This is a genomic window from Bacillus sp. FSL K6-3431, assembly GCF_038002605.1.
Taxonomy (GTDB): Bacteria; Bacillota; Bacilli; order Bacillales; family Bacillaceae_C; genus Lederbergia.
The window spans coordinates 5,194,032-5,219,997 of record NZ_JBBOCT010000001.1; the positions used below are offsets into that span (position 1 = coordinate 5,194,032).

Annotated in this window: 25 protein-coding genes and 1 tRNA gene; 23 read left to right on the forward strand and 3 right to left on the reverse strand. The window is 36.6% G+C overall.

Annotation, left to right across the window (positions count from 1 at the left end; all coding sequences use genetic code 11):
- The first annotated feature begins 7 nt into the window (after nt 1-7).
- The 5 genes from sat to MHB53_RS24725 all read left to right on the forward strand — a co-directional run bounded on the left by sat (nt 8) and on the right by MHB53_RS24725 (nt 5,244).
- On the forward strand, nt 8-1,201 hold the full coding sequence (gene sat / locus MHB53_RS24705) for a sulfate adenylyltransferase (RefSeq protein WP_340923717.1): 1,194 nt from the start codon (nt 8-10) through the stop codon (nt 1,199-1,201).
- A 5-nt stretch (nt 1,202-1,206) separates the two neighbouring features.
- Nucleotides 1,207-2,982, forward strand: a complete 1,776-nt coding sequence (locus tag MHB53_RS24710) for an SLC13 family permease (protein ID WP_340923719.1) — start codon at nt 1,207-1,209, stop codon at nt 2,980-2,982.
- 17 nt (nt 2,983-2,999) lie between these two features.
- A complete protein-coding gene (gene cysC, locus MHB53_RS24715) occupies nt 3,000-3,599 on the forward strand; it encodes an adenylyl-sulfate kinase (protein WP_340923721.1) in 600 nt (199 codons plus the stop codon).
- A gap of 294 nt (nt 3,600-3,893) precedes the next feature.
- Nucleotides 3,894-4,478, forward strand: a complete 585-nt coding sequence (locus tag MHB53_RS24720) for an RNA polymerase sigma factor (protein ID WP_340923723.1) — start codon at nt 3,894-3,896, stop codon at nt 4,476-4,478.
- On the forward strand, nt 4,465-5,244 hold the full coding sequence (locus MHB53_RS24725) for a DUF4367 domain-containing protein (protein WP_340923725.1): 780 nt from the start codon (nt 4,465-4,467) through the stop codon (nt 5,242-5,244). The genes MHB53_RS24720 and MHB53_RS24725 overlap by 14 nt, the downstream gene beginning before the upstream one ends.
- A 92-nt stretch (nt 5,245-5,336) precedes the next feature.
- On the opposite strand, the gene MHB53_RS24730 is transcribed toward MHB53_RS24725, so the two are convergent.
- Nucleotides 5,337-5,846, reverse strand: coding sequence for a DUF6147 family protein (locus tag MHB53_RS24730; protein ID WP_340923727.1), 510 nt, complete (start codon nt 5,844-5,846; stop codon nt 5,337-5,339).
- Nucleotides 5,847-6,019: 173 nt separating this feature from the next.
- Between MHB53_RS24730 and MHB53_RS24735 the strand changes: the two genes are divergently transcribed.
- From MHB53_RS24735 to MHB53_RS24780, 10 genes are all read left to right on the forward strand, one after another.
- The gene (locus tag MHB53_RS24735; RefSeq protein ID WP_340923729.1) at nt 6,020-6,514 is read left to right on the forward strand and encodes a PH domain-containing protein; all 495 of its coding nucleotides are present in this window, start codon (nt 6,020-6,022) and stop codon (nt 6,512-6,514) included.
- A gap of 1 nt (nt 6,515) precedes the next feature.
- Complete coding sequence (locus MHB53_RS24740) at nt 6,516-7,991, forward strand: PH domain-containing protein (protein WP_340923731.1); 1,476 nt, start codon at nt 6,516-6,518, stop codon at nt 7,989-7,991.
- Between the two features lie 21 nt (nt 7,992-8,012).
- On the forward strand, nt 8,013-8,207 hold the full coding sequence (locus MHB53_RS24745; protein WP_340923733.1) for a DUF4083 family protein: 195 nt from the start codon (nt 8,013-8,015) through the stop codon (nt 8,205-8,207).
- 105 nt (nt 8,208-8,312) lie between these two features.
- Complete coding sequence (locus tag MHB53_RS24750; RefSeq protein WP_340923735.1) at nt 8,313-8,771, forward strand: MarR family winged helix-turn-helix transcriptional regulator; 459 nt, start codon at nt 8,313-8,315, stop codon at nt 8,769-8,771.
- A 10-nt stretch (nt 8,772-8,781) separates the two neighbouring features.
- Nucleotides 8,782-9,603, forward strand: a complete 822-nt coding sequence (gene racE, locus MHB53_RS24755) for a glutamate racemase (RefSeq protein ID WP_340924976.1) — start codon at nt 8,782-8,784, stop codon at nt 9,601-9,603.
- A gap of 149 nt (nt 9,604-9,752) precedes the next feature.
- Nucleotides 9,753-10,826 carry a GerMN domain-containing protein gene (locus MHB53_RS24760; RefSeq protein ID WP_340923737.1) on the forward strand — a complete coding sequence of 358 codons (1,074 nt, stop codon included), beginning with the start codon at nt 9,753-9,755 and terminating at the stop codon, nt 10,824-10,826.
- 87 nt (nt 10,827-10,913) lie between these two features.
- A complete protein-coding gene (gene rph / locus MHB53_RS24765) occupies nt 10,914-11,678 on the forward strand; it encodes a ribonuclease PH (RefSeq protein WP_340923739.1) in 765 nt (254 codons plus the stop codon).
- The gene (locus MHB53_RS24770) at nt 11,675-12,280 is read left to right on the forward strand and encodes an XTP/dITP diphosphatase (RefSeq protein WP_340923741.1); all 606 of its coding nucleotides are present in this window, start codon (nt 11,675-11,677) and stop codon (nt 12,278-12,280) included. Before rph ends, MHB53_RS24770 begins: the two co-directional genes overlap by 4 nt.
- Nucleotides 12,281-12,286: 6 nt before the next feature.
- Complete coding sequence (locus MHB53_RS24775) at nt 12,287-12,796, forward strand: metallophosphoesterase (RefSeq protein WP_340923743.1); 510 nt, start codon at nt 12,287-12,289, stop codon at nt 12,794-12,796.
- A gap of 110 nt (nt 12,797-12,906) precedes the next feature.
- Nucleotides 12,907-12,983: transfer RNA gene (locus tag MHB53_RS24780), tRNA-Arg, on the forward strand.
- A 136-nt stretch (nt 12,984-13,119) separates the two neighbouring features.
- Here MHB53_RS24780 and MHB53_RS24785 read toward each other — a convergent pair.
- Nucleotides 13,120-13,281 (reverse strand): hypothetical protein, encoded by a 162-nt coding sequence (locus MHB53_RS24785; RefSeq protein ID WP_340923745.1) that lies wholly within the window; start codon nt 13,279-13,281, stop codon nt 13,120-13,122.
- A gap of 346 nt (nt 13,282-13,627) precedes the next feature.
- Here MHB53_RS24785 and MHB53_RS24790 point away from each other — a divergent pair, with 346 nt between their 5' ends.
- The 6 genes from MHB53_RS24790 (at nt 13,628) to yihA (ending at nt 22,788) form a co-directional block, all read left to right on the forward strand.
- The gene (locus tag MHB53_RS24790) at nt 13,628-14,632 is read left to right on the forward strand and encodes a tetratricopeptide repeat protein (RefSeq protein ID WP_340923747.1); all 1,005 of its coding nucleotides are present in this window, start codon (nt 13,628-13,630) and stop codon (nt 14,630-14,632) included.
- Between the two features lie 154 nt (nt 14,633-14,786).
- Nucleotides 14,787-16,076 (forward strand): trigger factor, encoded by a 1,290-nt coding sequence (tig, locus tag MHB53_RS24795; protein WP_340923749.1) that lies wholly within the window; start codon nt 14,787-14,789, stop codon nt 16,074-16,076.
- Nucleotides 16,077-16,361: 285 nt separating this feature from the next.
- Nucleotides 16,362-17,627, forward strand: a complete 1,266-nt coding sequence (clpX, locus tag MHB53_RS24800; protein ID WP_340923750.1) for an ATP-dependent protease ATP-binding subunit ClpX — start codon at nt 16,362-16,364, stop codon at nt 17,625-17,627.
- Between the two features lie 288 nt (nt 17,628-17,915).
- On the forward strand, nt 17,916-19,583 hold the full coding sequence (lonB, locus tag MHB53_RS24805; protein ID WP_340923752.1) for an ATP-dependent protease LonB: 1,668 nt from the start codon (nt 17,916-17,918) through the stop codon (nt 19,581-19,583).
- Nucleotides 19,584-19,930: 347 nt separating this feature from the next.
- On the forward strand, nt 19,931-22,207 hold the full coding sequence (lon, locus tag MHB53_RS24810; protein WP_445661545.1) for an endopeptidase La: 2,277 nt from the start codon (nt 19,931-19,933) through the stop codon (nt 22,205-22,207).
- Nucleotides 22,204-22,788 carry a ribosome biogenesis GTP-binding protein YihA/YsxC gene (gene yihA, locus MHB53_RS24815; protein ID WP_340923756.1) on the forward strand — a complete coding sequence of 195 codons (585 nt, stop codon included), beginning with the start codon at nt 22,204-22,206 and terminating at the stop codon, nt 22,786-22,788. Before lon ends, yihA begins: the two co-directional genes overlap by 4 nt.
- Before the next feature lie 110 nt (nt 22,789-22,898).
- On the opposite strand, the gene MHB53_RS24820 is transcribed toward yihA, so the two are convergent.
- Nucleotides 22,899-23,390: a LiaI-LiaF-like domain-containing protein gene (locus MHB53_RS24820; RefSeq protein WP_340923759.1), complete on the reverse strand. Its 492-nt coding sequence runs from the start codon at nt 23,388-23,390 to the stop codon at nt 22,899-22,901.
- Between the two features lie 298 nt (nt 23,391-23,688).
- Here MHB53_RS24820 and hemA point away from each other — a divergent pair, with 298 nt between their 5' ends.
- Both hemA and MHB53_RS24830 read left to right on the forward strand, forming a co-directional pair.
- Nucleotides 23,689-25,044 (forward strand): glutamyl-tRNA reductase, encoded by a 1,356-nt coding sequence (gene hemA / locus MHB53_RS24825; protein WP_340923761.1) that lies wholly within the window; start codon nt 23,689-23,691, stop codon nt 25,042-25,044.
- A 13-nt stretch (nt 25,045-25,057) separates the two neighbouring features.
- Entirely contained in the window at nt 25,058-25,891 is an 834-nt protein-coding gene (locus MHB53_RS24830; RefSeq protein ID WP_340923763.1) for a cytochrome c biogenesis protein, read from the forward strand.
- Nucleotides 25,892-25,966: the final 75 nt, after the last annotated feature.

Genomic DNA, 25,966 nt, shown 5'->3' on the forward strand with positions numbered 1-25,966 from the left:
AAATATGATGAATGATACGCTACAAACTATATCAACTATTCAGCCTCATGGTGGTGTTTTAATCAATAGGGAGGTTCCTATAAGCGATAGAGAAAATATGATGAAAAAAGCAAGTAGTCTATTATCACTAACAATATCTGCCTGGAGTATCTCCGATATAGAATTAATTGCTATTGGAGGTTTCAGCCCCCTAATTGGCTTCATGGGGCAAGAAGATTATTTAAGTGTCGTGAAAGAGATGCGCTTAGCTAATGGCCTTGTATGGAGTATACCTATAACATTATCTGTTACGCAAGAAGAAGCCGATTTAATGGTAATTGGACAGGAAATTGTACTCAAAGGTGAAGACGCTGAAGTTTATGGTTTCTTATCGTTGGAGGAAAAATACGTTTATGACAAGGATCTAGAGGCGAAAATGATATATGGTACGACGGATACGTTGCATCCAGGAGTAAGGAAGGTATACGAGCAAGGTGATGTTTATTTAGGAGGGCCTATTCGGCTCTTAAATCGCCCAACACATAGGGAATTTAGAGAATTCTACAAGGATCCAAAGGAAACGAGAGAAATGTTCGCTCGTTTAGGGTGGAAAAAGGTGGTCGGTTTCCAAACGCGTAATCCCGTTCATCGAGCGCATGAGTATATTCAAAAGACTGCGTTGGAAAGCGTGGATGGCTTATTATTAAATCCATTGGTAGGGGAAACAAAATCAGATGATGTACCCGCACATATTCGGATGGAAAGCTATCAAGTGTTGCTCGAAAATTATTATCCGAAAGATCGTGTACAATTGGTGATTTATCCGGCAGCAATGCGTTATGCGGGTCCAAAAGAAGCGATCTTACATGCGTTGGTACGAAAAAATTATGGTTGCACCCATTTTATTATAGGACGAGACCATGCAGGTGTAGGCAATTATTATGGAACATATGAGGCACAGCAATTAGTTAGTCAAGTGGAAGATGAGATGGGAATTACTATTTTTAATTTTGAACATGCATTTTATTGTACACAATGTGGAAATATGGGCACATCTAAAACTTGTCCGCATGATAAGGAATATCATGTTCATTTAAGTGGAACGAAAGTGCGTGAAATGTTGCGTAATGGAGAAAAACCTCCAAAAGAATTTTCACGCCCTGAAGTGGCTGAAGTATTAATCAAAGGTATGAGTGAAATAAAACAAAGCAATCATGAGTGATGATAATGACTATGGAAATTAGCTTCATTCTACTCACTATTATTCTAATGATGTTAGCGCTTATATTTGAAGTAAGTCGACCAGAAGTGATTATATTTATCGCATTATCTATATTTATGTTAAGTGGCGTATTGTCAGTCGAGGAAGCACTGAAAGGATTTTCAAATGAGGGAATGCTGACTATTGCATTACTCTTTATCGTTGCGGCCGCCATCCAAAAGTGTGGGCTTGCTGACCGAGTTATTACAAAGTTATTAGGAGAAAGTAAATCCAAGCGATGGTCACTTTTCAAAATATTAACACCAGTGGTTGGGTTCTCAGCTTTTTTAAATAATACGCCAATTGTGATTACATTAACGCCCATTTTGCGGAAATGGTGTTCAGAAAATAATCTATCCCCATCTAAATTTTTATTACCATTATCATATGCTACGATTCTAGGTGGGACATTAACCTTAATTGGTACATCTACAAATCTAGTTGTACATGGAATGTTGCTTCAATTAGGTTTTGAAGGGCTTTCGTTTTTTCAAATCGGCATTGTTTCATTTCCAGCGGTCATACTGGGGCTTGTTTATATCATTATAATCGGTTATAAAATTTTACCTAATCATCGGGTAATGTCTGATACGGTAAAAGATCAAACAAGGGAATATTTATCACAAATGGTTGTGAAAGAAAATTTTCCATTTATGAATAGGTCTGTAGAAGATGCAGGATTACGGAGACTAAAGGGTTTATATTTAATAGAAATCATTCGTGATACGGAGAAAATATCACCTGTAAAATCGACTACAATCATTAAAAATGGCGATCGTCTTATATTTACCGGACTCATTTCTACGATAGCGGAATTGGAGCAAATGCAGGGCTTGCAATTAGAAACTGGCTCAGAGTTGACGTTAAATATGTTGAGGAATGGACAGACTCAACTAGTAGAAGCGGTTGTTTCTCATCATTCTTCATTGCTATATAAAAGAATAAAAGATTCCCATTTTCGTAGTCAATTTGATGCTGGAGTCTTAGCTGTTCACCGTCATAGTGAAAGGGTGGTTAGTAAAATTGGCGATATCACACTTAAAACGGGTGATACGCTTTTATTATTATGTGGACCTGATTTTGATCGAAAAATAATGCATTCTAACGATTTTTATATCACGACCCCTTTACATACACCGCCTATATTAGAGGACCAAAGAAAAGGCTGGTTTTCAGTTATTACATTAGTAATCATGATTATTTTAGTTACATTCAATTTGATTTCCATGTTTAAGGCGATGACCCTAACTGTTATTTTACTATTATTAATAAAGGTTATTACACCAGAAGAAGCAATGAAATCAGTCCATTTTCAAGTACTATTGTTAATAGCTAGTGCATTCGGTATTGGTACGGCACTTTTGAAAAGTGGAACAGCTACCTTTTTGGCAGAGGGAATCGTTCATATTGTACAGCCATATGGTCTTATTGCAGTGATTGGATCTATGTATATGCTGACCAATATTTTAACGGAAATGATTACGAATAGTGCAGCTGCGGTCATTATGTTTCCGATATCGATCGAAGTTGCTTCGCAAATGCATGTAGATCCGATCTCCATTGTAATTGCGATAACACTTGCAGCATCTGCAAGTTTCTCTACCCCAATTGGATACCAGACAAATCTAATCGTTTATGGACCGGGTGGCTACAAGTTTAAGGACTATTTAAAAGTTGGGATTCCATTAAACATAATTGTTATGGTATCGACACTTGCAATGATTAAAATCATATGGCTTTAGAAATGAGGAGATGTACGATGATGTCCACGAATATTACATGGCATGATTCACAAGTGACAAAAGCGGAACGACAAAAACTGCATAAGCATCAAAGTGCTATTTTATGGTTTACGGGTTTATCAGCTTCCGGAAAGTCTACACTATGTGTAGCTATTGAAAAAAGATTGCATGAACATGGAATAAGTACGTATATTTTAGACGGGGACAATGTTAGGCATGGTTTAAATAAAGGACTTGGATTCAGTCCTGAAGATAGATCTGAAAACATTCGCCGAATTGGCGAGGTATCAAAACTATTTGTTGATGCAGGGGTTATTACATTAACGGCGTTCATTTCCCCATATATAAAAGATCGTGATACCGTTCGTAAGCTAGTTGAAACAAAAGAATTCATAGAGATTTATGTGAAATGTAATATTGAAGAATGTGAAAGGCGTGACCCAAAGGGGTTATATGAAAAAGCAAGAAATGGAGAGATTAAAGACTTTACTGGAATCAGTGCCCCTTATGAAGAACCGCTAAATCCAGAAATAGTGATAGAGAATGATAAGCAACCTATAGATGTATCCGTAGATCAGGTTATAAATTATTTATTAGAAGAAAATTATCTATGCTAATAAATCTTTTTAGAAAAGGTTCCTCAAAAAACGTAATAAATAGACAAAAAAGCAACCAAGATGCCATAAGGGTATCTTGGTTGCTTTTTTGTCTATTAAGCTAGATTCACTAATCTTGGCCTTTGAAATTAAGTGCGGTTTTCAGGTTAGAAACATAACTCTAGTAAGTATAGACTAGGGCACTTGTGCTTTTCTTAATAATCAAGTGGAAAATCATGGTAAAGTGAGGTAGAATTGTGTGAAAAGATATAATACTAAATTGATAGATTGAACACTTAGAGAGAGGTGTTAGATTTGATCAAAGGATTATTACGTAAAGTCCTTAAAAAAGATCGTGATTCAGAAAGAATTATCTTTGAAATGTTCTATGAGCGCGTGTATTTTACAGCTTATTATATAGTGCAGGATCGTGATCTTGCTCAAGATGTAGTACAAGAAACATTTGTTAAGGTGTTTAAAAATATACATACGGTTGAAAGTGGAGAGAAATTAGGTGCTTGGATAGCGGCCATTGCATCTCGGACAGCAATTGATCAGCTACGAAAAATAAAAAGATGGAACGATATTGCTACAGAAGACGTCATTATAAATGAACAGCTTGCTATGGATAACGAATATGTGTCATCAGTAGAAACGATCGTAGAAGAAAGAGTATTAAAAAGCATCTTATATCAAACAATGGATGAAATAAAACCAGAGCATAAGCAAGTTTTAATTCTTAGGTATTTACATGATATGTCATATGAAGAGATAGCTAGATCGTTGCAAATAAATATAACGACCGTTCGATCTCGTATACATCGAGCGAAATTACAGCTAAGAAGATCGATTGAAAATCAACCAGCTTTAAGGGAGATGATATTCAATGCAAAAATATAGAAAAATAATACTAGACGATAGTATTAAAGAAATTTTCAATCAGAAAATGACGGAAAGTTCTCCCCCACTTTCTGCTATTGAAGCATGGGAGAAGATGCAAAAAACAGACAGAAAGCCGAAAAAAATCTACGGTAAATCTATGCTATTGGCTGCAGCCGTATTATTATTATTATTCTCCATTATATGGTCCCCGCAAAAAGGTATAGCTTTTGGTAGGTTTGTTCATATGTATCAAATGGTTCAAGGATCTGTTGTGCAGTTATTCGGACAAATAGGTACTGGAGTTCCAGAGGGTGGGAAGGATGCACCGGATTCGGGGGCATCGATTCAAGATTCAGATGAAACATTCCAAATTATAGAAGGTTCGGAGCAATTATATGAACAAATAAGTATGGAAGAGGCTCAAAGTATTGCAGACTTTTCAGTTAAAATACCAACATATTTACCTTCTGGTTTTCAATTAGACGAGATAACAGTAAAGAGAAACCAAAATGGAAATACGGAGGAGGCATTCATTCATTATAGTAAAAAAGATCAGGGATTCAATCTGACCCAAATGGAGGTGGTGGACCAATTTTCATTTGGAAATGTATTAGAGCAAGAAGATGTAGTGATAGAAGAGTTATTGATAAAAGGCCAAAAAGCCAACTTAGTGGAATTCGAAGATGGTCTCAAGCAGCTTTTTTGGGTATCCGGAATATATTACTTTTCAATAGAAGGAAAGTTGCAAAAAGAAGAACTTTTAAGCATTGCTAAATCTATTTGAAAAAAAGCTTGCCCGAAGTGAAAACTTGAGGCAAGCTTTTTTCAAATAGAAAAGTACCTATGTTTTAAAGAAACATGGCGCTTTCACCTATTTTATTTCGCATATACGTATCCAGTTACACTTGTTTTCGTTTCAGATTTACCTGCCTTCACTACCCTATGATTTGCGCGTAAGCGGTAATAGTAGCTTTTTACCACCTGTACTTCTTTGCCTGTGGAAACAATTGTAGAATAAAAATTACTTGTTTCTCCTATAGAGAGTACAGTTTTCCATTTGCTTGAAGATGAATCCCATTGTTCTAGATAGAGATCGACAGTAATTTTGTCTACAGGGGTATAAGCTTTTGTGTTTCCACTTACTTTTAATCTTGTACTATTAACGACTTGAATCATTGAACTACCACTCATTAAATATTGAGTTGAAAGAAGACTCATATTATTTAATGTACTACCTGTTCCGATACTAAGGTCTAGCGGCGGGGGATTAGAAGATAAAGGCTTGTCCAATTCGTTTGATTCAGCAGTAGCCAAGCCAATCTGTGAGAAGGAACCTAATGTCATGAATGCTACAAATACAATTAATACTCTTTTTAATATTTTCATTTTTTCACTCCCTTATGTTCTTAATAACTAGACGTTGAAAAGTATAGAAAAGTTTCTGCAATTTTAAAATATGACAGAAATTTCATTAATTTTCCGATTATTAAAGCGTGTAGTTTCGGTATAGGAAACCTTTTAACCTCTCATTCGTATGTAATATAGACTGGAGTGATTGTATGTATGAAAAAATAACACGACCAAATAGAAAGATTTCTATTGTAGCAACGAAAGTTTGGCGACTGAGTAATTTGATTGGTCATGTGACAACATTACTTATCTTATCGATCTTACTTTATCTTGATTATCATTTCTCTTGGGTAAATTGGGTTGGTATTATTCTAATGTTACTTACTGGTTTAATCGGATTGTCAGCCATTTGGTCGATTGTATTTGAACCGATCCTTTTGCAAAGGAGTTGGCGCTATGATGTCGATGAAGCATTTGTGAAATTAAAACATGGATCTTGGACTGAGGAGCATGTTTTAATTCCGATGGAGAAAGTGCAATATGTATCGACTAGTGAAGGACCGCTTCTAAGGAAATATGGTCTTATATCTTTAGAAATTGGGACAATGGCATCTACACATGCAATCCCGATGATTCCACGAGCAGAAGCACTTGAACTTCGTGATCGCATCGCACATTTTGCGAAAATTAAGGAAGTGGATTAACTTGGCTATCAAGAAAAGACTGCACCCATTGAAAATGATATTCGATCTTTGGAAGATGATAAAAAACATATCATTTGTTTTTGTCTTTCTATTTATCTTGAAATATAGTTCTGAATCCATGTTTATTTATTATTTAAGACTAGCTTTCTTCGCATATATTATTTATAGTCCCATATCTTATCTTTTTAAATGGCGGGCCTATAAATATGTGTTTAAGGATAATGCTGTACATATTTATGAAGGTGTTTTTATCAAGCAACATAGAAGCGTTCCTCTGAAAAAAGTGCAAAATATCCAGAAGAAGACAACTATTTTTCATCGAATTTTTGCAGTTACTTCTATTACATTAGAAACTGGTGCTGATGGAGAAGAAGCTTCCGTTAAATTTGATGTGATTTCTCGTGGTGAGGCGGATGAAATAGAGCGAGCGATCCCTATTTCAATGGAAGAAGTTGCCTATGCAGCGGATGCTAATGTGTTAGATGACGAAGGAACAGGTTTTGAAAGGACAAAAACGGAGCTAAAAAGAACGATTCACTTTAGTCCAATAAAAAGAGATGTAATCAAGGCCGTATTCACCTCTCTTAGTTTTCTCGCGTTTGTGCCGATTGTCTTTTCATTCATCTATAAGTTAGATGAGATATTTGAATTACAAGCTGACTTAAAAGGAATTTACCATACACTTTCAGGCCATTGGTGGATGATTGCGCTTCTTGTTATTTTGCTGATGGTTATTGCCATTGTATACGGAATGATTTCTACTTTTATTAAATATGGAAAATATGAAATTTCATCCGATCAAGAGCAGATATTTATTAAAAAAGGTGTTTTGGCAGAAAATGCATTTTCTATCAGAAAGGGGAATGTACAAGCTGTTCAAATTACACAATCACTTATGAAGCGGATCCTCGGCCTTGCGGAAGTAAAGTTGATAAGCGCAGGAAGCCTAGGTGAAGGACTAAGCGATACGAATTCATTATACCCATTTTTGCCAGTGAATCGCGCTTATTCAATGGTTGAAGAGCTGCTACCAGACTTCCGAGTGGATTCAACACTAAATAAATTACCCAGGAAATCATTCATTGTTAGAATGCTACATATACCTTGGTTTGTAATAATTGCAACTATACTGATTTTAATTTTTAAGCCCGGATTATGGTTTCTTACTATCATTTTTTGCTTATTCGTTTATATATTGCGGATGCTAAATTATTGGAACACAGGCTTTAAGATTGACGATCATTTTATCTATTTTAAAAGTGGCAGTCTTGAGACAGACGTATTTATCACAAAGCGTGATAAAATAATTGAAATTGCTGTGACACGTACAAGGCTCCAGCGAATGTATGGACTCGCTACAATCCAAACGGTAAATCGATCAAAACCAGTTCATCATTCTGAAGTACAGGATATTCCTACGGGTGTCGCTGATAATTTCTATCATTGGTATAGTGAAAGTGATGTGACTGTGAAATAATTTGTTAAGGAGTTGATTAATATGGAAGCATATTCTAATTCGAGCACATTGTTCATCATAATTGTTATGTTGTTAGTAATTCTTTTCACCGTATCATTTGGCTTGTTTATTCGCAAATTAATCGTCCAATCTCCCTATAAAGATATGCAATCCAATGAGATAGAAAAGAAACTTGATAAAATTATAACGCTTCTCGAGGAACAAAAGAAAAGATAGCGTAATATATAAAAATCAACCATGCCAGTTACCTTTAATCTTGAAATTTTTTAAGAAAAAGGGGACAATTAGGACAAAGAAAAAATATAGGGAGAGTGGCTGATCATGATTTTAGAAGAGGAACTTCTGCAACATAATGTAGAAGACGTCGCAGCTTTGGAAAAAGAACTCCGTTATATAGCGGCTATTATTAAGCAAAAAGGCCGCGAGCTATTAACAGATTATTCGATCACGCCTCCTCAGTTTATTGCTTTGCAGTGGCTATTTGAAGATGGAGATATGACTATTGGCGAATTATCTAATAAAATGTATCTTGCATGTAGTACAACTACGGATTTAATCGATAGAATGGAAAAAAAAGAACTTGTTATGCGTGTAAGGGATCCGAACGATCGTCGTGTAGTTAGAATCCATTTACTAGAAATAGGTAAGAAAATGATTGACGAAGTAATTCAGAAACGACAAGGTTATTTGCAAGATGTGCTTGTACGCTTTTCTGCTGATGAGGTTGTCAATCTAAAAGATAGTTTATCTAAGCTGCATCACGATATGCGAAAAGAATGAGGCGGGAATGTTGGAACAGGCAATAGGTGTAATTGATTCTGGTGTTGGTGGTTTAACGGTAGCTAAAGAAATTATAAGGCAAATGCCGAATGAAGTAATTTATTATTTAGGAGATACTGCTCGATGTCCATATGGGCCTAGAACCGAACAAGAAGTAAGAAAGTTCACTTGGCAAATGGCAGAATTTTTGGTGGGAAGAAATATTAAAATGCTTGTTATTGCTTGCAATACTGCGACAGCTGTCGTATTGGAGGAAATGCGGTCAGAGCTGGATATTCCGGTAATTGGCGTTATTTCACCGGGTTCTAGAGCGGCTTTAAAGAGTACGGAAAATAAACAAATAGGGATACTAGGTACGATTGGGACAATTAACAGCAAAGCATATGTACATGAACTAAAGTTAATTAATAGCGAAGTGAATGTTACACAGCTAGCATGTCCGAAGTTTGTTCCTATTGTAGAAAGTTTTGAATATAATAGTAGTGTTGCAAAAAAAGTGGTTTCTGAAACGCTTGATCCAATTAAAGATAGTGGTATTGATACACTCGTCCTCGGTTGTACACATTATCCACTGCTAGCACCACTTATTGAAAGGGTTATGGGACCTTCAGTAAAAGTGATTAGTTCAGGAGAAGAAACTGCCCAAGAAGTCAGCACGATCCTTGATTATAATAAAATGTTAAATGCATCAGGCGAAAAGCCTAAACATATTTTTTTTACAACTGGTTCTAAACAAATCTTTGGCCGCATAGCTATGGATTGGCTTAAAGAGAAAAATTTGCAGATAGAATTTGCGAATATTACCCATTATGAAACGAATCTACACATATGAATTTCACGAAAACAGCTTTAGTTGAGGCTGTTTTTTTGTGTGTAAATAGAAGTTTACTACCTAAGGTTACGAAAACTTTTGTCCAAGCGGTCTATTCCTGATGTATAGCTCGTATACATGGTATACAAACTGTTTTAGGAGGGGTAGAAATGGCAAAACGGACTTATGTGGCCGCTTTAGTAATTATCTTAGCAACGAGCATATTTTCAGCCGGATGCGGTCTCATCGGTAAAGATAAAGAGAAAATCGATCCGCAAAAGGAAGTTTCTCACTTAAAGGAGGGTGAAAATCTAGAAGCTACTCCTGATACTGCTGAGAAAGAAACCGCAGGTGAAGAAGCTACAGATACAATGATGACCGATCTTTACTTAATTGATCGAAATGGTTTAGTTGTTTCACAGAGACTTTCATTACCAAAAACAGAGTCTAGAGCTAAGCAAGCTTTAGAACATTTAGTAGCTGAAGGACCTGTCACCGAAATGTTACCTAATGGGTTTAGAACGGTACTCCCCGCTGGAACAGAAGTAGATGTAGATATAAAAGATGGTAAAGCAGTGGTAGATTTTTCTGAAGAATTTACGAAATACGAAGCGAAGGATGAACAGAAAATTTTACAAGCTGTTACATGGACATTGACACAATTTGATTCAGTAGAATCGGTGGAACTGAGGGTAAATGGATATGTGTTAGAGGAAATGCCTGTTGATGGAACACCGATAAGTAAGGAAGGTTTATCAAGGGCGGATGGGATTAATACCCAACAGGTCGATCTAGTCGATATTACAAATTCACGCCCACTTACACTTTATTATTTAGCTCAAGCAAGTGAAGATTACTATTATGTACCAGTAACTCGTCGTGTGTCTAATAATCAATCAGATGATTTGACCGCAGTTATCAATGAATTGATCGAAGGGCCAAGTCTACAAACAGCACTCTTTAGTGGATTAGGGTTGGTTGATGATGTAAAACTATTAGATGAACCTAAAGTTGAAAAGGGAAATGTCACACTTAATTTTAATGAGGCAGTATTAGGAAGCAGTGGAGAAAATGTGATTGCGGACGAGGTACTACAGTCGCTTGTATTATCCTTGACTGAACAAAAGGGTATTGAAAGTGTTTCTATCATGGTCAACGGGAAATCGGAATTAATGAATGAAGCTGGCGAGACTTTGACTGCTCCAGTTACCCGTCCTGAAAAAATAAATGCTGGAAGTTTTTAAAATATTAATTTTTGATATACTATAAATGAAACAGAAGAGGTTGGCAGAACGCCGCCTCTTTTCATTTTTGATTAGGAGGAATACGACATGCGTCATGATGAAAGAAAAGCAAATGAGTTGAGGAATATACATATAGAAACTGATTATTTAAAGCATCCTGAAGGATCGGTGCTTATTACAGTTGGAGATACAAAGGTAATTTGTACTGCAAGTGTGGAAGAACGCGTCCCACCATTTATGCGTGGAGAAGGAAAAGGCTGGATTACTGCTGAGTATTCAATGCTACCCCGTGCTACTGGTACGAGAAATATAAGAGAATCATCAAAAGGTAAAGTATCAGGACGTACAATGGAAATTCAGCGTTTGATAGGGAGAGCGCTAAGAGCGGTCGTCGATCTTGAAGTAATCGGTGAAAAAACAGTGTGGATCGACTGCGATGTTATCCAAGCTGATGGCGGCACAAGAACCGCATCTATTTCAGGTGCATTTGTTGCAATGGCGCTTGCCCTGAATAAAGTGCATCAGGAAAAAAACTTTTCAACTTTTCCGATAAAAGACTATCTTGCAGCTACTAGCGTAGGAGTTGTTCAAGATACTGGTGTTGTATTAGATCTTGATTATATAGAAGATAGCTCAGCGCTTGTGGATATGAACATCGTAATGACAGGTGCAGGGAAATTTGTCGAACTACAAGGTACTGGTGAAGAGTCAACATTTTCAGCAAGTGAACTTCAAGAACTACTTGCAATTGGGGAAATGGGAATAAAAAAATTAATTACTATCCAAAAAGATGCACTTGGTGATGTGTCCAATTTAATCGCTAATCACCAAATCTCGGAGAGTGAAAAATGACAAAAAAAATGATCATTGCTACAAAAAATATAGGAAAAGTAAAAGAGTTCGAAGCATTATTTTTTCCATATGATGTGAAAGTTTTGTCCCTATTAGATCTAGAGGATCTTCCAGATATCGAAGAAACAGGTTCAACCTTTGAAGAAAATGCTGTTTTAAAAGCAGAAGGAATCGCAAGGTTAACAGGCACTGTTGTGATTGCCGATGATTCTGGGCTGATTATAGATGAGCTTGATGGGAGTCCAGGGATTTTTTCCGCTAGGTATGCGGGGACTGATAAAGATGACAATGCTAATATAGATAAGGTTTTAATGGAAATGAAAGATGTACCTGAAGATAAAAGAACCGCTCGTTTTTATTGTGCGCTTGCTTTTGCTATTCCTGGGGTACGTACAGAAGTAGTGGCGGGTAAATGTGAAGGTAAGATATTAGGGGAACGTGAAGGCGTGAATGGTTTTGGTTATGACCCTATTTTTTATGTAGATGTCGCAGGGAAATCAATGGCTGAGATATTGCCAACGGAAAAAAATAGGATTAGCCATCGTTCCTTAGCGTTAAAAAAGCTAGAACCTTTGGTCGCCGATTATTTTAAAAAGAGGTGAACTTACTTGAAACTATTAGTTGTAAGTGACAGTCATGGAGATAGAACGGCTTTAGAGGAGTTAAAGGGAAAATATCTGAATAAAGTAGATGCGATGATACATTGCGGTGACTCGGAATTAACAGCTGATGATCCCGCAATTGATGGTTATTCTATCGTTGCCGGGAATTGTGATATGGATAGTCGCTTTCCTGAAAAACTAATCTTGGAAATCAAGGGTGTTAACATTTTTGTCGCACATGGACATCTACATCAGATTAAATCGTCATTATTGCCTATCTCCTATAAGGCAAAAGAATATGATGCAAAGTTTGTATTTTTTGGCCATTCACATTTACTCGGAGCGGAAATGATCGATGGAACCCTCTTCCTTAATCCCGGAAGTATTTCTTATCCTCGTGGTGGCAATGAAAGATCTTATGCAATCATTGAAGAAAATAAAACAGGGATGACTGTAAAGTTTTTAAATGAAAATCACCATGAGATCTCGCAGCTAACACGTACTTTTGCAGGTTAAATAGTAAAAACGCTGGTGTGAAAACCAGCGTCTTTAAAAAAAAGTATAAAATACCTGTTGACATATTTAATGAGTGTAAGCTATAATAAGAAATGTCGTTAAGATAACACGTCCCAGTAGCTCAGCAGGATAGAGCAACAGCCTTCTAAGCTGTGGGTCGCAGGTTCGAATCCTGCCTGGGACGCCATTAAGTATATTATGAGTAAGTTTATAAATAGACAAAAACGCTCTTAAATGTTGTTAAATCAACGTTTGTGGGCGTTTTTTATTTTACATGGTATACGATTGATAAAGATAGATAAAGAAAAGTTTTTACACATCTTTTACACATTAGCCATTCCACCGAATATATCTACAGTACGTTTTGCATCTTCTTCTCTTAATTCTTTTACAACATGCGCATAATGTTTTAAAGTTGTTTCGATGTTAGCATGTCCAAGGCGTTCGGATACATAATAGATGGATATCTTACGATACAACGACACGCTGGGACGCCATTATAATTATAAGTAGATAAATATACTTGATATATAAAACACTTTAAAATTGGTGAAGGAAGAGTACAGCACTTTACAAAAACCAACTGAAATAAAACAATATACATACGTCAGTGCTTCTGAATTAAGCGTAGCATGAGCATAGCGCGCTTTTTGTTTGTAAAATTGTTTTAGATACATACAATTTGTGGATACTATTTTATTAAGACCTATGCTTCGTGACCGATTCTATGTGAATTCAACCATGAAGGTCAAAAATTGAAGTTTTTTTAATTTGTTATCGACACGTACTTTTGTTACACTGTTTTTATTTACAAAGATGGGCGGTACTGCGATGAAAAAAAATCACTACGACCGAGAAGAAGATAATATTATTTTATTTCCGGGATTAAAACATCGTCTATATGAAAAAGGGATCGAACGGATGGAAGCAAATGACTTTCAAGAGGCAGCAAACATGCTCCGGCAAGCGAAAGCATTAGACCCTAGTAATGATGAAGTTTGTACAGCCTTTCTAGTGGCACTGTATGAAAGCAGTGCTTATGAAGAGGCGAAACTAATTGCCTCCGAACTATTACACGAGGGAATCGGTGATTATTATGAAATCACCGATATTTATTTAATGATCTTAATTCAACTTAACCAACACGATCAAGTCGTTCATACATTAGAAATGTTATTTGAAGAAAAAGAAGTACCTAAGGAAAAAATGGAACATTTTCAAACAATATTAGGTTTAAGTAAAAAAGTATTGGCAAATGATGAACAAGCTAAAAGTATTTCAATTGATTATGATTATTTCAATAGTCTCGATTTACAAGAGCAAACATTTCAGCTTGGAAGTCTCGCTGATAAAAATATTCATCCTTATTTAGATTCTTTGGTACTTATGTTAGAAGATAAACAAGCACATCCTTTTTTACAAACGATTATATTAAATGTTTTACGAGAAAATAAAATCAGTCAAGAGGTCTTTGTTCGGAAAATGCATTACAAAGGTACGTTTATACCTGCTGAACTGTCAGAGGTAGGTGAAACATCCTTATTTCAAACGATATCAAATGCACTTGAAGTCAAGCTTGAACATGACAATCCTATATTGTTTATGCAACTTGATGATATGATTAAGCGACATGCGTTTATTCTTTACCCTTTTGAATTTGAAAAAGATAATGCAAACTTATGGACACTTGCCTACCGAGGGTTAGGCTATGAAATGTATGGAGACAATTGGAATACAGAAAAATTAGCATCCGAATTTAACGTAAGGCTGGAGGATTTAAAGGATGCAATGATGCTTTTAACTGAATTAGAACAAATTTCTTCACCAATAATATAGCAACATATCTTGAAAGGATAGGAAGCTATGTTATAATATAATGGTTATGCCGTACCATAAGATGTTACACTGAAACGGTTTTGTACATAAGGAAGCGGATTAACAGTTAAAAAGTAGATTCAGTAGTTAGTATATATTGTTGGAGGTAATGATTATGTCAGTAAAATGGGAAAAACAAGAAGGTAATAAAGGTGTCCTGACAGTAGAAGTAGATGCAGAAACGGTAAAAACTGGTCTTGACGCAGCGTTTAAAAAAGTTTCAAAACAAGTGAATGTTCCGGGATTCCGTAAAGGTAAAATTCCACGGGGAATGTTCGAACAACGTTTCGGAGTTGAGTCACTTTACCAAGATGCATTAGATATTATTTTGCCTGATGCATATGCAAATGCAATCGATGAAGCAGGGATTGAACCGGTTGATAGACCTGATATCGATATCGAGCAAATGGAAAAAGGTAAAGAATTGATTTTCAAAGCAACAGTACTTGTAAAGCCAGAAGTAAAACTTGGTGAATACAAAGCACTAGAAGCAGAGAGACTAGAAACAGAAGTAACAGAAGAAGATATCACAGAAGAACTAAAAACACTTCAAGAACGTCAAGCGGAGCTTGTCGTTAAAGAAGAAGGTACTGCAGCAGATGGCGACTCAGTCGTTATCGACTTTGAAGGCTTCGTAGATGGAGAAGCTTTTGAAGGTGGGACATCAGAAAACTATACACTAGAAATTGGTTCCGGGTCATTCATTCCAGGTTTTGAAGAACAAGTAATTGGTCTAGAAACTGGAGCAGAAAAAGAGGTTGAAGTAACATTTCCGGAAGAATACCATGCAGCAGAATTAGCGGGCAAACAAGCGATCTTTAAAGTGAAAGTCCATGAAATCAAAACAAAAGAGCTTCCTGAATTAGATGATGAGTTTGCAAAAGATGTGGACGAGGAAGCAGAAACACTTGAAGACTTGAAAACATCTATTAAAGAACGTTTGACGAAAAGTAAGAAAACAGAGTCTGAACAAAAACTTCGTGATTCATTAGTTGAACAAGCTACAGCAAACGCGGAAATTGAAGTGCCAGACGTAATGGTTGAATCAGAAGTAGACCGCATGATGCAAGAGTTTGAACAACGCTTGCAAGCGCAAGGAATGAACCTTGAACTATATTTCCAATTCTCTGGTCAAGAAGAAAGCGCATTGCGCGAACAAATGACTGTAGATGCTCAACAACGTGTGAGAACAAATCTTACACTTGAAGCAATTTCTGAAGTAGAGAAATTAGAAGCTGATGATGAAGATGTGAACAAAGAAGTAAATAAAATGGCTGAAATGTATAATATGCCTGTAGAAGAAATTCAAAAAGCGTTAGGTGGCAACTTGAATAACTTAAAGGCTGATTTGAAAGTACAAAAAGCAGTTGAGTTTCTTGTTGAAAACAGCAAAACAAACGCATAATTAATAACATAAGATTGGCATATATCACATAAGATGTAACAAGGCACGGAAGTACTCGTGCCTTGTTTTGTACAAGAACTACATAATAGTAATAAAAGATCATTTACCGAAATATGATTCTTCGAAAGATCACGGAATATGTACAGCCTATTTAGCGCAAAATAATGGTTATTATATGGAAGTGTATGCTACAATGCAATACATAACTATTTGTCGAGGGTATAAAATGTTTTTAGGCAATACTAATATGACGAAGGTTTAGTTATTAAAAGGGGTGAGATTACATTGTTTAAGTTCAACGAGGAAAAAGGGCAATTGAAATGTTCTTTTTGTGGAAAAACCCAAGAACAGGTCCGCAAATTAGTTGCTGGTCCTGGTGTATATATATGTGACGAATGTATCGAGCTTTGCACGGAGATTGTAGAGGAAGAGCTAGGTACAGAAGAAGAGGTTGAGTTCAAAGATGTTCCGAAACCCCAGGAAATCAGGGAGATCTTAAGGGAATATGTTATTGGGCAAGATCAAGCGAAAAAGTCACTCGCAGTTGCGGTGTATAATCACTATAAACGTATCAATTCAAATAGCCAAATAGACGATGTGGAACTTGCGAAAAGTAATATTTGTTTAATTGGCCCAACAGGTAGCGGTAAAACATTATTAGCGCAAACACTAGCTCGTATTTTAAATGTGCCATTTGCAATTGCAGACGCCACATCTTTGACTGAAGCAGGTTATGTTGGGGAAGATGTTGAAAACATTTTGTTGAAATTGATCCAATCCGCTGATTATGATGTGGAAAAAGCAGAAAGAGGGATTATTTATATCGATGAAATCGATAAAGTTGCCCGGAAATCTGAAAATCCATCCATTACACGCGATGTGTCTGGTGAAGGTGTTCAACAAGCATTGTTGAAAATATTAGAAGGTACGGTAGCAAGCGTTCCTCCTCAAGGTGGCCGTAAGCATCCACATCAAGAATTTATTCAAATCGATACGACAAATATCTTATTTATTTGTGGTGGGGCTTTTGATGGTGTGGAACAAATTATTAAGCGTCGCTTAGGACAAAAGGTTATTGGTTTTGGTTCTGAAGTGAAGCAAGATGATGCCGACTCGACTGGATTATTGACAAAGATACTTCCAGAAGACTTGCTTCGATTCGGATTAATTCCAGAATTCATTGGCCGCTTGCCAGTCATTGCTAGCCTTGAGCAGCTTGATGAAGCTGCATTGATCGAAATATTGACAAAACCGAAAAATGCACTAGTAAAACAATATCAAAAAATGTTTGAGCTTGATAGCGTGGAACTAGAATTCGAAGAAGATGCTTTGCGTGAAATTGCCAAAAAAGCCATTGAGAGAAAAACAGGAGCACGTGGGCTTCGTTCCATTATTGAAACGATTATGCTCGATGTAATGTTCGATCTTCCTTCACGTGATGATATTAAAAAATGTATCATTACAAAAGAGGCAGTACTGGAAGAAAAGGCACCAAAACTTGTCCTTGAAGATGGTACTATCATCAAAGGAACAGAAAAAACATCTGCGTAAGTGCCTGTTAAGTAATGAATAAATAAAATGAATTATCGTTAAGTTCGCCACGTCGGGCAACAACATGTGACCCACTTTATGTGGGCCTGAATAAATACCAATTATAATTAAATGAACGGTTCAGGAGGTATATACTTCCTGGACCGTTTTTTAAATTCATGAGATTATGTGTGGGTATCGATGCAAAAAAGTCTAATCTAAACGTAGTTGGATCGAGTATTTCCGTTTAATCCTTTCCTTCAGAGGAGATACTAGCACATATGTAAAAATATACTTGGAGGGAATGCGATGAATTGGACTGTACTCGTTTTAATTGTTCAGTTGTTTTTTGGGATAGTAATTGGTTTATACTTTTTTAATTTACTATCAAATCAACGTGCACAAAAAGTGACAATTGACCGAGAATCAAAAAAGGAAATGGAATTACTGAGAAAACGTAGAGCGATAAGGCTAACGGAACCACTTGCTGAAAAGGTTCGTCCTACTAAATTTGCGGATATCGTCGGACAGGAAGATGGGATAAAAGCATTAAGAGCAGCCCTTTGCGGACCTAATCCGCAGCATGTAATAATTTATGGTCCTCCCGGTGTTGGAAAAACGGCAGCAGCAAGATTAGTATTGGAAGAAGCAAAAAGAAATCAGCGATCCCCATTTAGTAATGAGGCAGTGTTTGTTGAGCTTGATGCTACAACAGCAAGATTCGATGAGCGCGGAATTGCAGATCCATTAATTGGTTCTGTCCATGATCCGATTTACCAGGGTGCTGGGGCCATGGGGCAAGCTGGAATACCGCAACCGAAGCAAGGAGCTGTTTCAAATGCACATGGAGGGATTCTTTTTATTGACGAAATTGGAGAATTACATCCTATTCAAATGAATAAATTGCTGAAAGTTTTAGAAGATCGAAAAGTTTTTTTGGAAAGTGCTTATTACAGTGAAGAAAATACGCAAATTCCAGCTCACATTCATGATATATTTAAACGTGGTCTACCTGCTGATTTTCGAATGATTGGTGCTACAACAAGAACACCTAATGAAATACCACCCGCTATAAGGTCACGCTGCATGGAAGTTTTTTTTAGAGAGTTAGATCAAGATGAGGTAGTGGCAATCGCAAAAAATGCAGCTGAAAAAGTGAAGTTGAGCATTGGTGAACCTAGTTTGTCCGCATTATCATTGTATGCTAGAAACGGACGAGAGGCTGTAAATATGGTCCAAATTACAGCTGGGATAGCCATAACAGAAAATAGGGACCATATACGTGAGCAGGATATGGAATGGATGATCCGTTCAAGCCAATTGTCGCCAAGGTATGATAAAAAGATCTCTCATAAAGCGGAAGTTGGAATCGTCAACGGACTTGCAGTTACTGGTCCAACTACAGGGATGCTCCTTGGTATAGAGGTGATAGTTTTACCGACAAAAAGTAATGGTTCTATTACAATTACCGGAATTATCGAGGAAGAAACGATTAATGGGCAAGGTAAAACCGTTAGACGTAAGAGTATGGCAAAAGGTTCGATCGAAAATGTTATTACAGTGCTTAGAACGATGGGCGTTCCGGCTAATCAATATGATATTCACGTGAATTATCCTGGTGGTATACCGACTGATGGCCCTTCTGCGGGAGTTGCAATGGCTGTGGGAGTTTATTCGGCCATTTATAAACTACCAGTTAAAAACACAATCGCAATGACTGGTGAAATTGGCATTCATGGAGATGTTAAACCTGTGGGTGGAATATACTCAAAAGTAAAGGCGGCCAAAATTGCCGGAGCTAATTCGGTATTAATTCCTTTTGAAAATATGCAGTCGAGCTTACGAGAAATAACAGGTGTTCAAATTATCCCGATAAAACGAATAGAGGAAGCTTTTGAGTTTGCGTTAGTGCATAATCCAGGTCAGGAATTGCGCTATACGACGAACAATGAAGAGCAGAATAAGAGAAGTGTATAAACGAAAGTACATCTCCTAATATTCTCATAATGCCTGTCCCTCGACATGGTATGGCATAATAAGCTAAAATTGAACAAAGACTCTTGAAAAGCAGATTTATTCGCAGATTAACGAGCAGTAAAACCTACGATTCTAAGTAAAAAACAGTTAAGCTAAATTGGAGGATAACTGACCGTAAAGGCACGATTGATGGGAGTTTCACTTTATAAGATATTAACGTTCGTTATTACTTATCGCATAAAGCTGATTACCTTGCGCTTTTCTAATTTGCATGGGGTTGTATTTTGGAGGTGTACAAATTGACGAAAGAAATAGAGCCGCTTGTGCCATTGTTGCCTCTTAGAGGGATGTTAGTTTTCCCGACAATGGTTTTGCACCTTGATGTAGGAAGGGAACAATCCGTTCAGGCGTTGGAACAAGCTATGTTGACAGACAATTTTATATTTTTAACAACACAAAAAGATGTGTCAGTTGATTTACCAGAACAAGAAGATATATACGAAATGGGTACTTTAACAAAAGTTAAACAAATGCTTAAATTACCTAACGGGACTATTCGAGTGTTAGTAGAAGGAATTTCTCGGGCTAAGCTAGTATCATTTATCAATAAAGATACTTATTTGGCAGCTGGTTTAGAACTTTTTGAAGATGAAGTTGAAATAGATGTCGAAATTCAAGCATTGATGAGGACAATGCTAGAATACTTCGAACAATATATTAAGCTTTCGAAAAAAATATCTGCAGAAACATTTGCTACTGTTGCGGATATCGAAGAGCCGGGTCGCATGGCTGACATAGTCGCCTCACATCTACCATTAAGACTTCAGGATAAACAAGAAATTCTTGAAATAATAAATGTGAAAGAACGACTTGGTGAAGTAATTGAGATTATTCATAATGAAAAAGAAGTGCTTAACCTTGAGAAAAAAATTGGTCAGCGTGTTAAGCAATCAATGGAAAGAACGCAAAAGGAATATTATTTACGAGAGCAAATGAAAGCTATTCAAAAAGAGCTAGGGGATAAAGAAGGAAAATCAGCTGAAATTATTGAGTTAACAGAAAAGATTGAACAGGCAGGAATGCCAGAACATGCAAAAAAAGCTGCATACAAAGAACTAGACAGATATGAAAGAATCCCTGCCACTTCTGCTGAAAGTTCAGTTATACGTAATTATCTTGACTGGGTTATTTCCTTACCATGGGCAAAAGCCACAAAAGAGGATTTAAATATTCATAAAGCCGAAAAAATTCTTGAACGTGATCATTATGGTTTAGAAAAAGTAAAAGAAAGAGTATTGGAATATTTAGCTGTTCAACAGTTGACGAATTCACTACGAAGTCCAATACTTTGTCTCGTCGGCCCTCCAGGCGTTGGTAAAACAAGCCTTGCGCGTTCGATAGCAGAATCAATGGGACGCAATTTCGTTCGGGTTTCACTTGGAGGCGTCAGAGATGAATCGGAAATTCGTGGCCATCGTAGAACATATGTCGGTGCCATGCCAGGACGAATCATCCAAGGGATGAAAAAAGCAGGAACGAACAATCCAGTCTTCTTACTTGATGAAATTGATAAAATGTCAAATGACTTTCGTGGTGATCCATCCTCTGCAATGTTGGAAGTACTTGATCCGGCTCAAAACAGTACCTTTAGCGATCATTATATAGAAGAAACTTTCGACTTATCAAAAGTAATGTTTCTAGCTACAGCTAATGACCTAGCTACGATACCGGGGCCACTCAGAGACCGGATGGAAATTATTACGATTCCTGGTTATACAGAATTGGAAAAAATTCATATTGGGAAAGATCATTTATTATCAAGGCAAATCCAAGAACACGGGTTAACGAAAAGCCAGCTTCAGATTAAAGATGATGCTTTAAAACAGCTAGTGCGCTATTACACGAGAGAAGCTGGTGTACGCGAATTGGATCGACAATTAGCATCCATATGTAGAAAAACTGCAAAAATCATCGTATCGGGTGATCGTAAACGTGTTATTATTACTGAGAAAAATATAGAAGAATTGCTAGGTAAGAAAAAATATAGCTATGGTCAGGCTGAATTGGAAGATCAAGTCGGAGTTGCGACAGGACTTGCTTATACATCTGTTGGAGGGGATACTCTTCAAATTGAAGTTTCCTTATCACCGGGAAAAGGCAAATTAGTGTTAACCGGAAAACTTGGTGATGTGATGCAGGAGTCTGCACAAGCAGCGTTTAGCTATGTTCGTTCAAAGGCGGAAGTACTGAAACTTGATAAAGACTTTCACGAGTCCTGTGACGTCCATATTCACGTTCCTGAAGGTGCAGTTCCGAAAGATGGACCATCAGCGGGAATTACAATTGCCACAGCTCTAGTATCGGCTTTAACTGGCCAACCAATAAAAAAAGAAGTAGGAATGACAGGTGAAATAACGTTACGTGGAAGAGTGCTTCCGATCGGCGGCTTGAAAGAGAAGAGCCTAAGTGCTCATCGTGCGGGATTAACGACCATTATTATGCCGAAAGAAAATGAGAAAGATATCGATGATATTCCTGAAAGTGTGCGTAACGATTTAACCTTTATTCCTGTAGCGCATATGGATGAAGTCCTTGATTCTGCGCTAGTAGGTGAAAAGAATTGAAAGTAAATAATGTTGAACTTATTATCAGTGCAGTCAGACCAGAACAATACCCGACAGAGGGCCTTCCCGAATTTGCATTAGCTGGCAGATCAAATGTAGGGAAATCATCTTTTATTAATAAAATGATTAATAGAAAAAGCATGGCTCGTACATCTTCTAAACCAGGGAAAACTCAAACGTTGAATTATTATAAGATAGAAGAAGCACTTTACTTTGTAGATGTACCTGGTTATGGCTTTGCGAGAGTTTCGAAAAGTGAAAGAGAAGCATGGGGTAAAATGATTGAAACTTATTTCACAAGCCGAGAGGAATTAAGTGCGGCACTGTTAATCGTTGATTTGCGTCATCCACCGACGAAAGATGACATAACGATGTATGATTTCCTAAAATATTACCACATTCCTTGCATTGTCATTGCCACGAAAGCGGATAAAATTCCGCGTGGTAAACGGGATAAACATGCCTCGATTATAAGGAAAAATCTTGATCTTGTAAAAGAGGATGAAATTATTGTGTTCTCATCGGAAACATCTGAAGGAAAAGATACAGTGTGGAATGCGTTGAAAAAAAGGATGTCTTAAGGAAAAAGAAACAAGCTGTCGGAAATATCCCGACAGCTTGTTTTTATGGTTTATGGTTGTAGTGGATCAAATAAACGATCACTAATTGTATGGAAGCTGATAATCATTTATCACCGCTGTTTTTTGCTAAAAAATAAAAAATATGCGCCAGCTGCAATAAAGAAAAATGGCCAAATCTTACTAATAACAGTGATATTATACCCATTTGTAACTGCCCAATTTATTAACCTGTCAAAAAATAGAATAAAAATAGCAGCTAAAAGAAAAAGTATGCCTTGTATGAGCGAGGTTCCAGTTTTTATGTATTTTAATAAAAGTCCGAGAGCAATGACTAGCAAAAATATACCAGTGTGATCAGGCCAAACGGCAAGCTTATTAGTAATATGAAAATGCAAGCCAATTCCTGTGAGCACAATTCCAGGAATAATCGCGTCGTAACTTTTCCCGGCATATGCTTGTACAAGAAAGCCAATTCCGATAATTATTAAGAGTGTGGGCCATGTGTATAAACCTGATATTAGGGTAAAATGATATTGTTGTAATAAGAAATAAGTACCGAATCCAAACAAGATAATTCCTGCAAATAATGCTTGTTTTTTCATATTATTCCCACCTGTCTCAATTCCTTGTATTCCATTTAAGTTTTTGATATGTTACAAAAGGTTATAAGAACATCGTATTGCTTAAATATAACATAGTACGTATTATCTTTTTATACTTCAGGTTTAGAAATTTTTTTTAGAACGTCAATTATAAAAAACGTCTTACTTTACCTTGCTTTAATTAGGTGTTGTATTCGTGCCTTAATTCATTATCTGTTCACATCTTTATTAGAATACTTCTAATCTACGTGATATAATGGAAGCATTGAGTAATTATCTTGGAGGTGCCTGTTTTTTTATGCACATCATCGTCGTAGGATTAAACTATCAAACAGCCCCAGTGGAAATGAGGGAACAGCTTGCTTTTACGGAAGAAGCTTTACCAAATGCGATGGCGGCTTTGAAAAATAAAAAAAGCATTCTTGAAAATGTGATTGTTTCAACATGTAACCGGACAGAGGTTTATGCGGTCGTTGATCAACTTCATACTGGACGTTATTATATTAAAGAATTTTTATCAGAATGGTTTAGTATTGACCAAAAAGAATTTTCACCCCATTTATTTATTCATGAACATGAATCCGCAATTGAGCATCTATTTAAAGTGACGTGTGGACTAAATTCTATGGTGCTAGGTGAGACGCAGATCTTAGGTCAAGTAAGAACGAGCTTTTTGCAAGCACAGGAAAATGGTGCGACAGGCACTGTATTTAATCATCTGATGAAACAAGCTGTCACTCTTGCAAAAAAAGCACATTCAGAAACAGATATCGGTGCAAATGCCGTATCCATCAGCTATGCTGCTGTAGAACTTGCTAAGAAAGTGTTTGGTAATCTACAGAACAAACATGTACTTGTAATCGGTGCGGGCAAAATGGGTGAACTTGCGATCAAGAATCTTTATTCCAATGGAGCAACAAAAGTTAGCGTCATCAACCGTACCTTTGAAAAAGCGCAAACACTTGCTGACCGTTTTGATGGCGAAGCAAAATCGCTGCGAGAATTACAATGTGCGATTATGGATGCTGATATTATTATTAGTTCCACAGGTGCCCGTGGATATGTTGTTGAAAAGAGCATGCTAATAAACATGGAAAAAATGCGGAAAGGCCGTCCACTTTTCCTGGTTGATATTGCTGTTCCAAGGGATTTGGATCCGGCGATATCAGAAGTAGAAAATGCATTCCTTTATGATATTGATGACCTAGAGGGAATTGTTCAATCTAATCTTGCTGAACGGGAAAAAGCAGCAGAAAAAATTATGCTTATGATTGAGGAAGAAGTAATGGAGTTCAATGAATGGGTGAATATGTTGGGCGTTGTACCGACAATTTCCGCCTTACGGGAAAAAGCTCTCACTATTCAATCAGAAACAATGAGTAGCATTGAACGTAAACTTCCGCATCTTTCCGATCGAGAAAGAAAGGTGCTGAATAAGCATACGAAAAGTATTATTAATCAATTACTGAAAGATCCTATTTTACAAGTGAAAGAACTTGCAGGAGAGCCACAAGCGGCCGAGAAGATTGCTCTTTTCAAACAAATATTCGCTTTGGAAGACCCTGAAGTTGGACAAACTGAACGAGTTCAAGAACAGTTGAATAATGAAAATAAAATAAAATTAGCGGCACCACTGCCATCGTATAGGGCATAAAAGGAAATGAGCTATGTTTGAGCTATGGATGATTCGACTGCCAGAAATTGTTATTGTGATATATGCACTTTCGATCATGCTTTACTTTATCGATTTTATTGCTAAAAATCAGAAGGCTAATCGTCTTGCCTTCTGGTTACTTTCGATTGTTTGGATACTTCAAACAATTTTTTTATTTCTTTATATGCTACAGACTGGAAGATTCCCAGTACTTACGCTGTTTGAAGGACTATATTTTTATGCTTGGGTGTTAATTACGCTATCTCTTGCTATCCATAAAATATTAAAAGTCGATTTTACTGTATTTTTTACAAATATTGTTGGATTTAGTATTATGGCTATTCATGCCTTTACACCGATTCAACGACCTTCTCAGTTGATGGCTGAACAGTTAGTATCAGAATTGTTGTTTATTCACATTACAATGGCAATTTTATCATATGGAGCATTTACTTTATCTTTTGTATTTTCAGTTCTTTATTTATTTCAATATAAGTTGCTAAAAGAAAAGAAGAGTCTAAAAAGGCTTTGGCGCTTAAGTGATTTGGCGAAACTCGAGAAAATATCATATGTATTAAATATGATCGGAGTACCGATCCTATTACTAAGTTTAATTCTAGGGTTGCTATGGGGATATATTAAGCTTACGTATTTATTTTGGTATGATTCAAAAATCATCGGCTCATTCGTCTTATTATTTATATATAGCTTTATTCTTTATTTGCATGGGAAAAAGGATATATTCGGTAGGAAATTTGCATTATGGAATATTGCAGCTTTTCTAATAGTCTTAATCAATTTCTTTTTAGCTAGCCGTTTGTCATTATTTCATATTTGGCATTATTAGCCTCACATGACGAATCACACCAGCGTTAAAATTGTTGTGACATGCTTTTTCCAAAGTTTAATCTGTTATACTTTA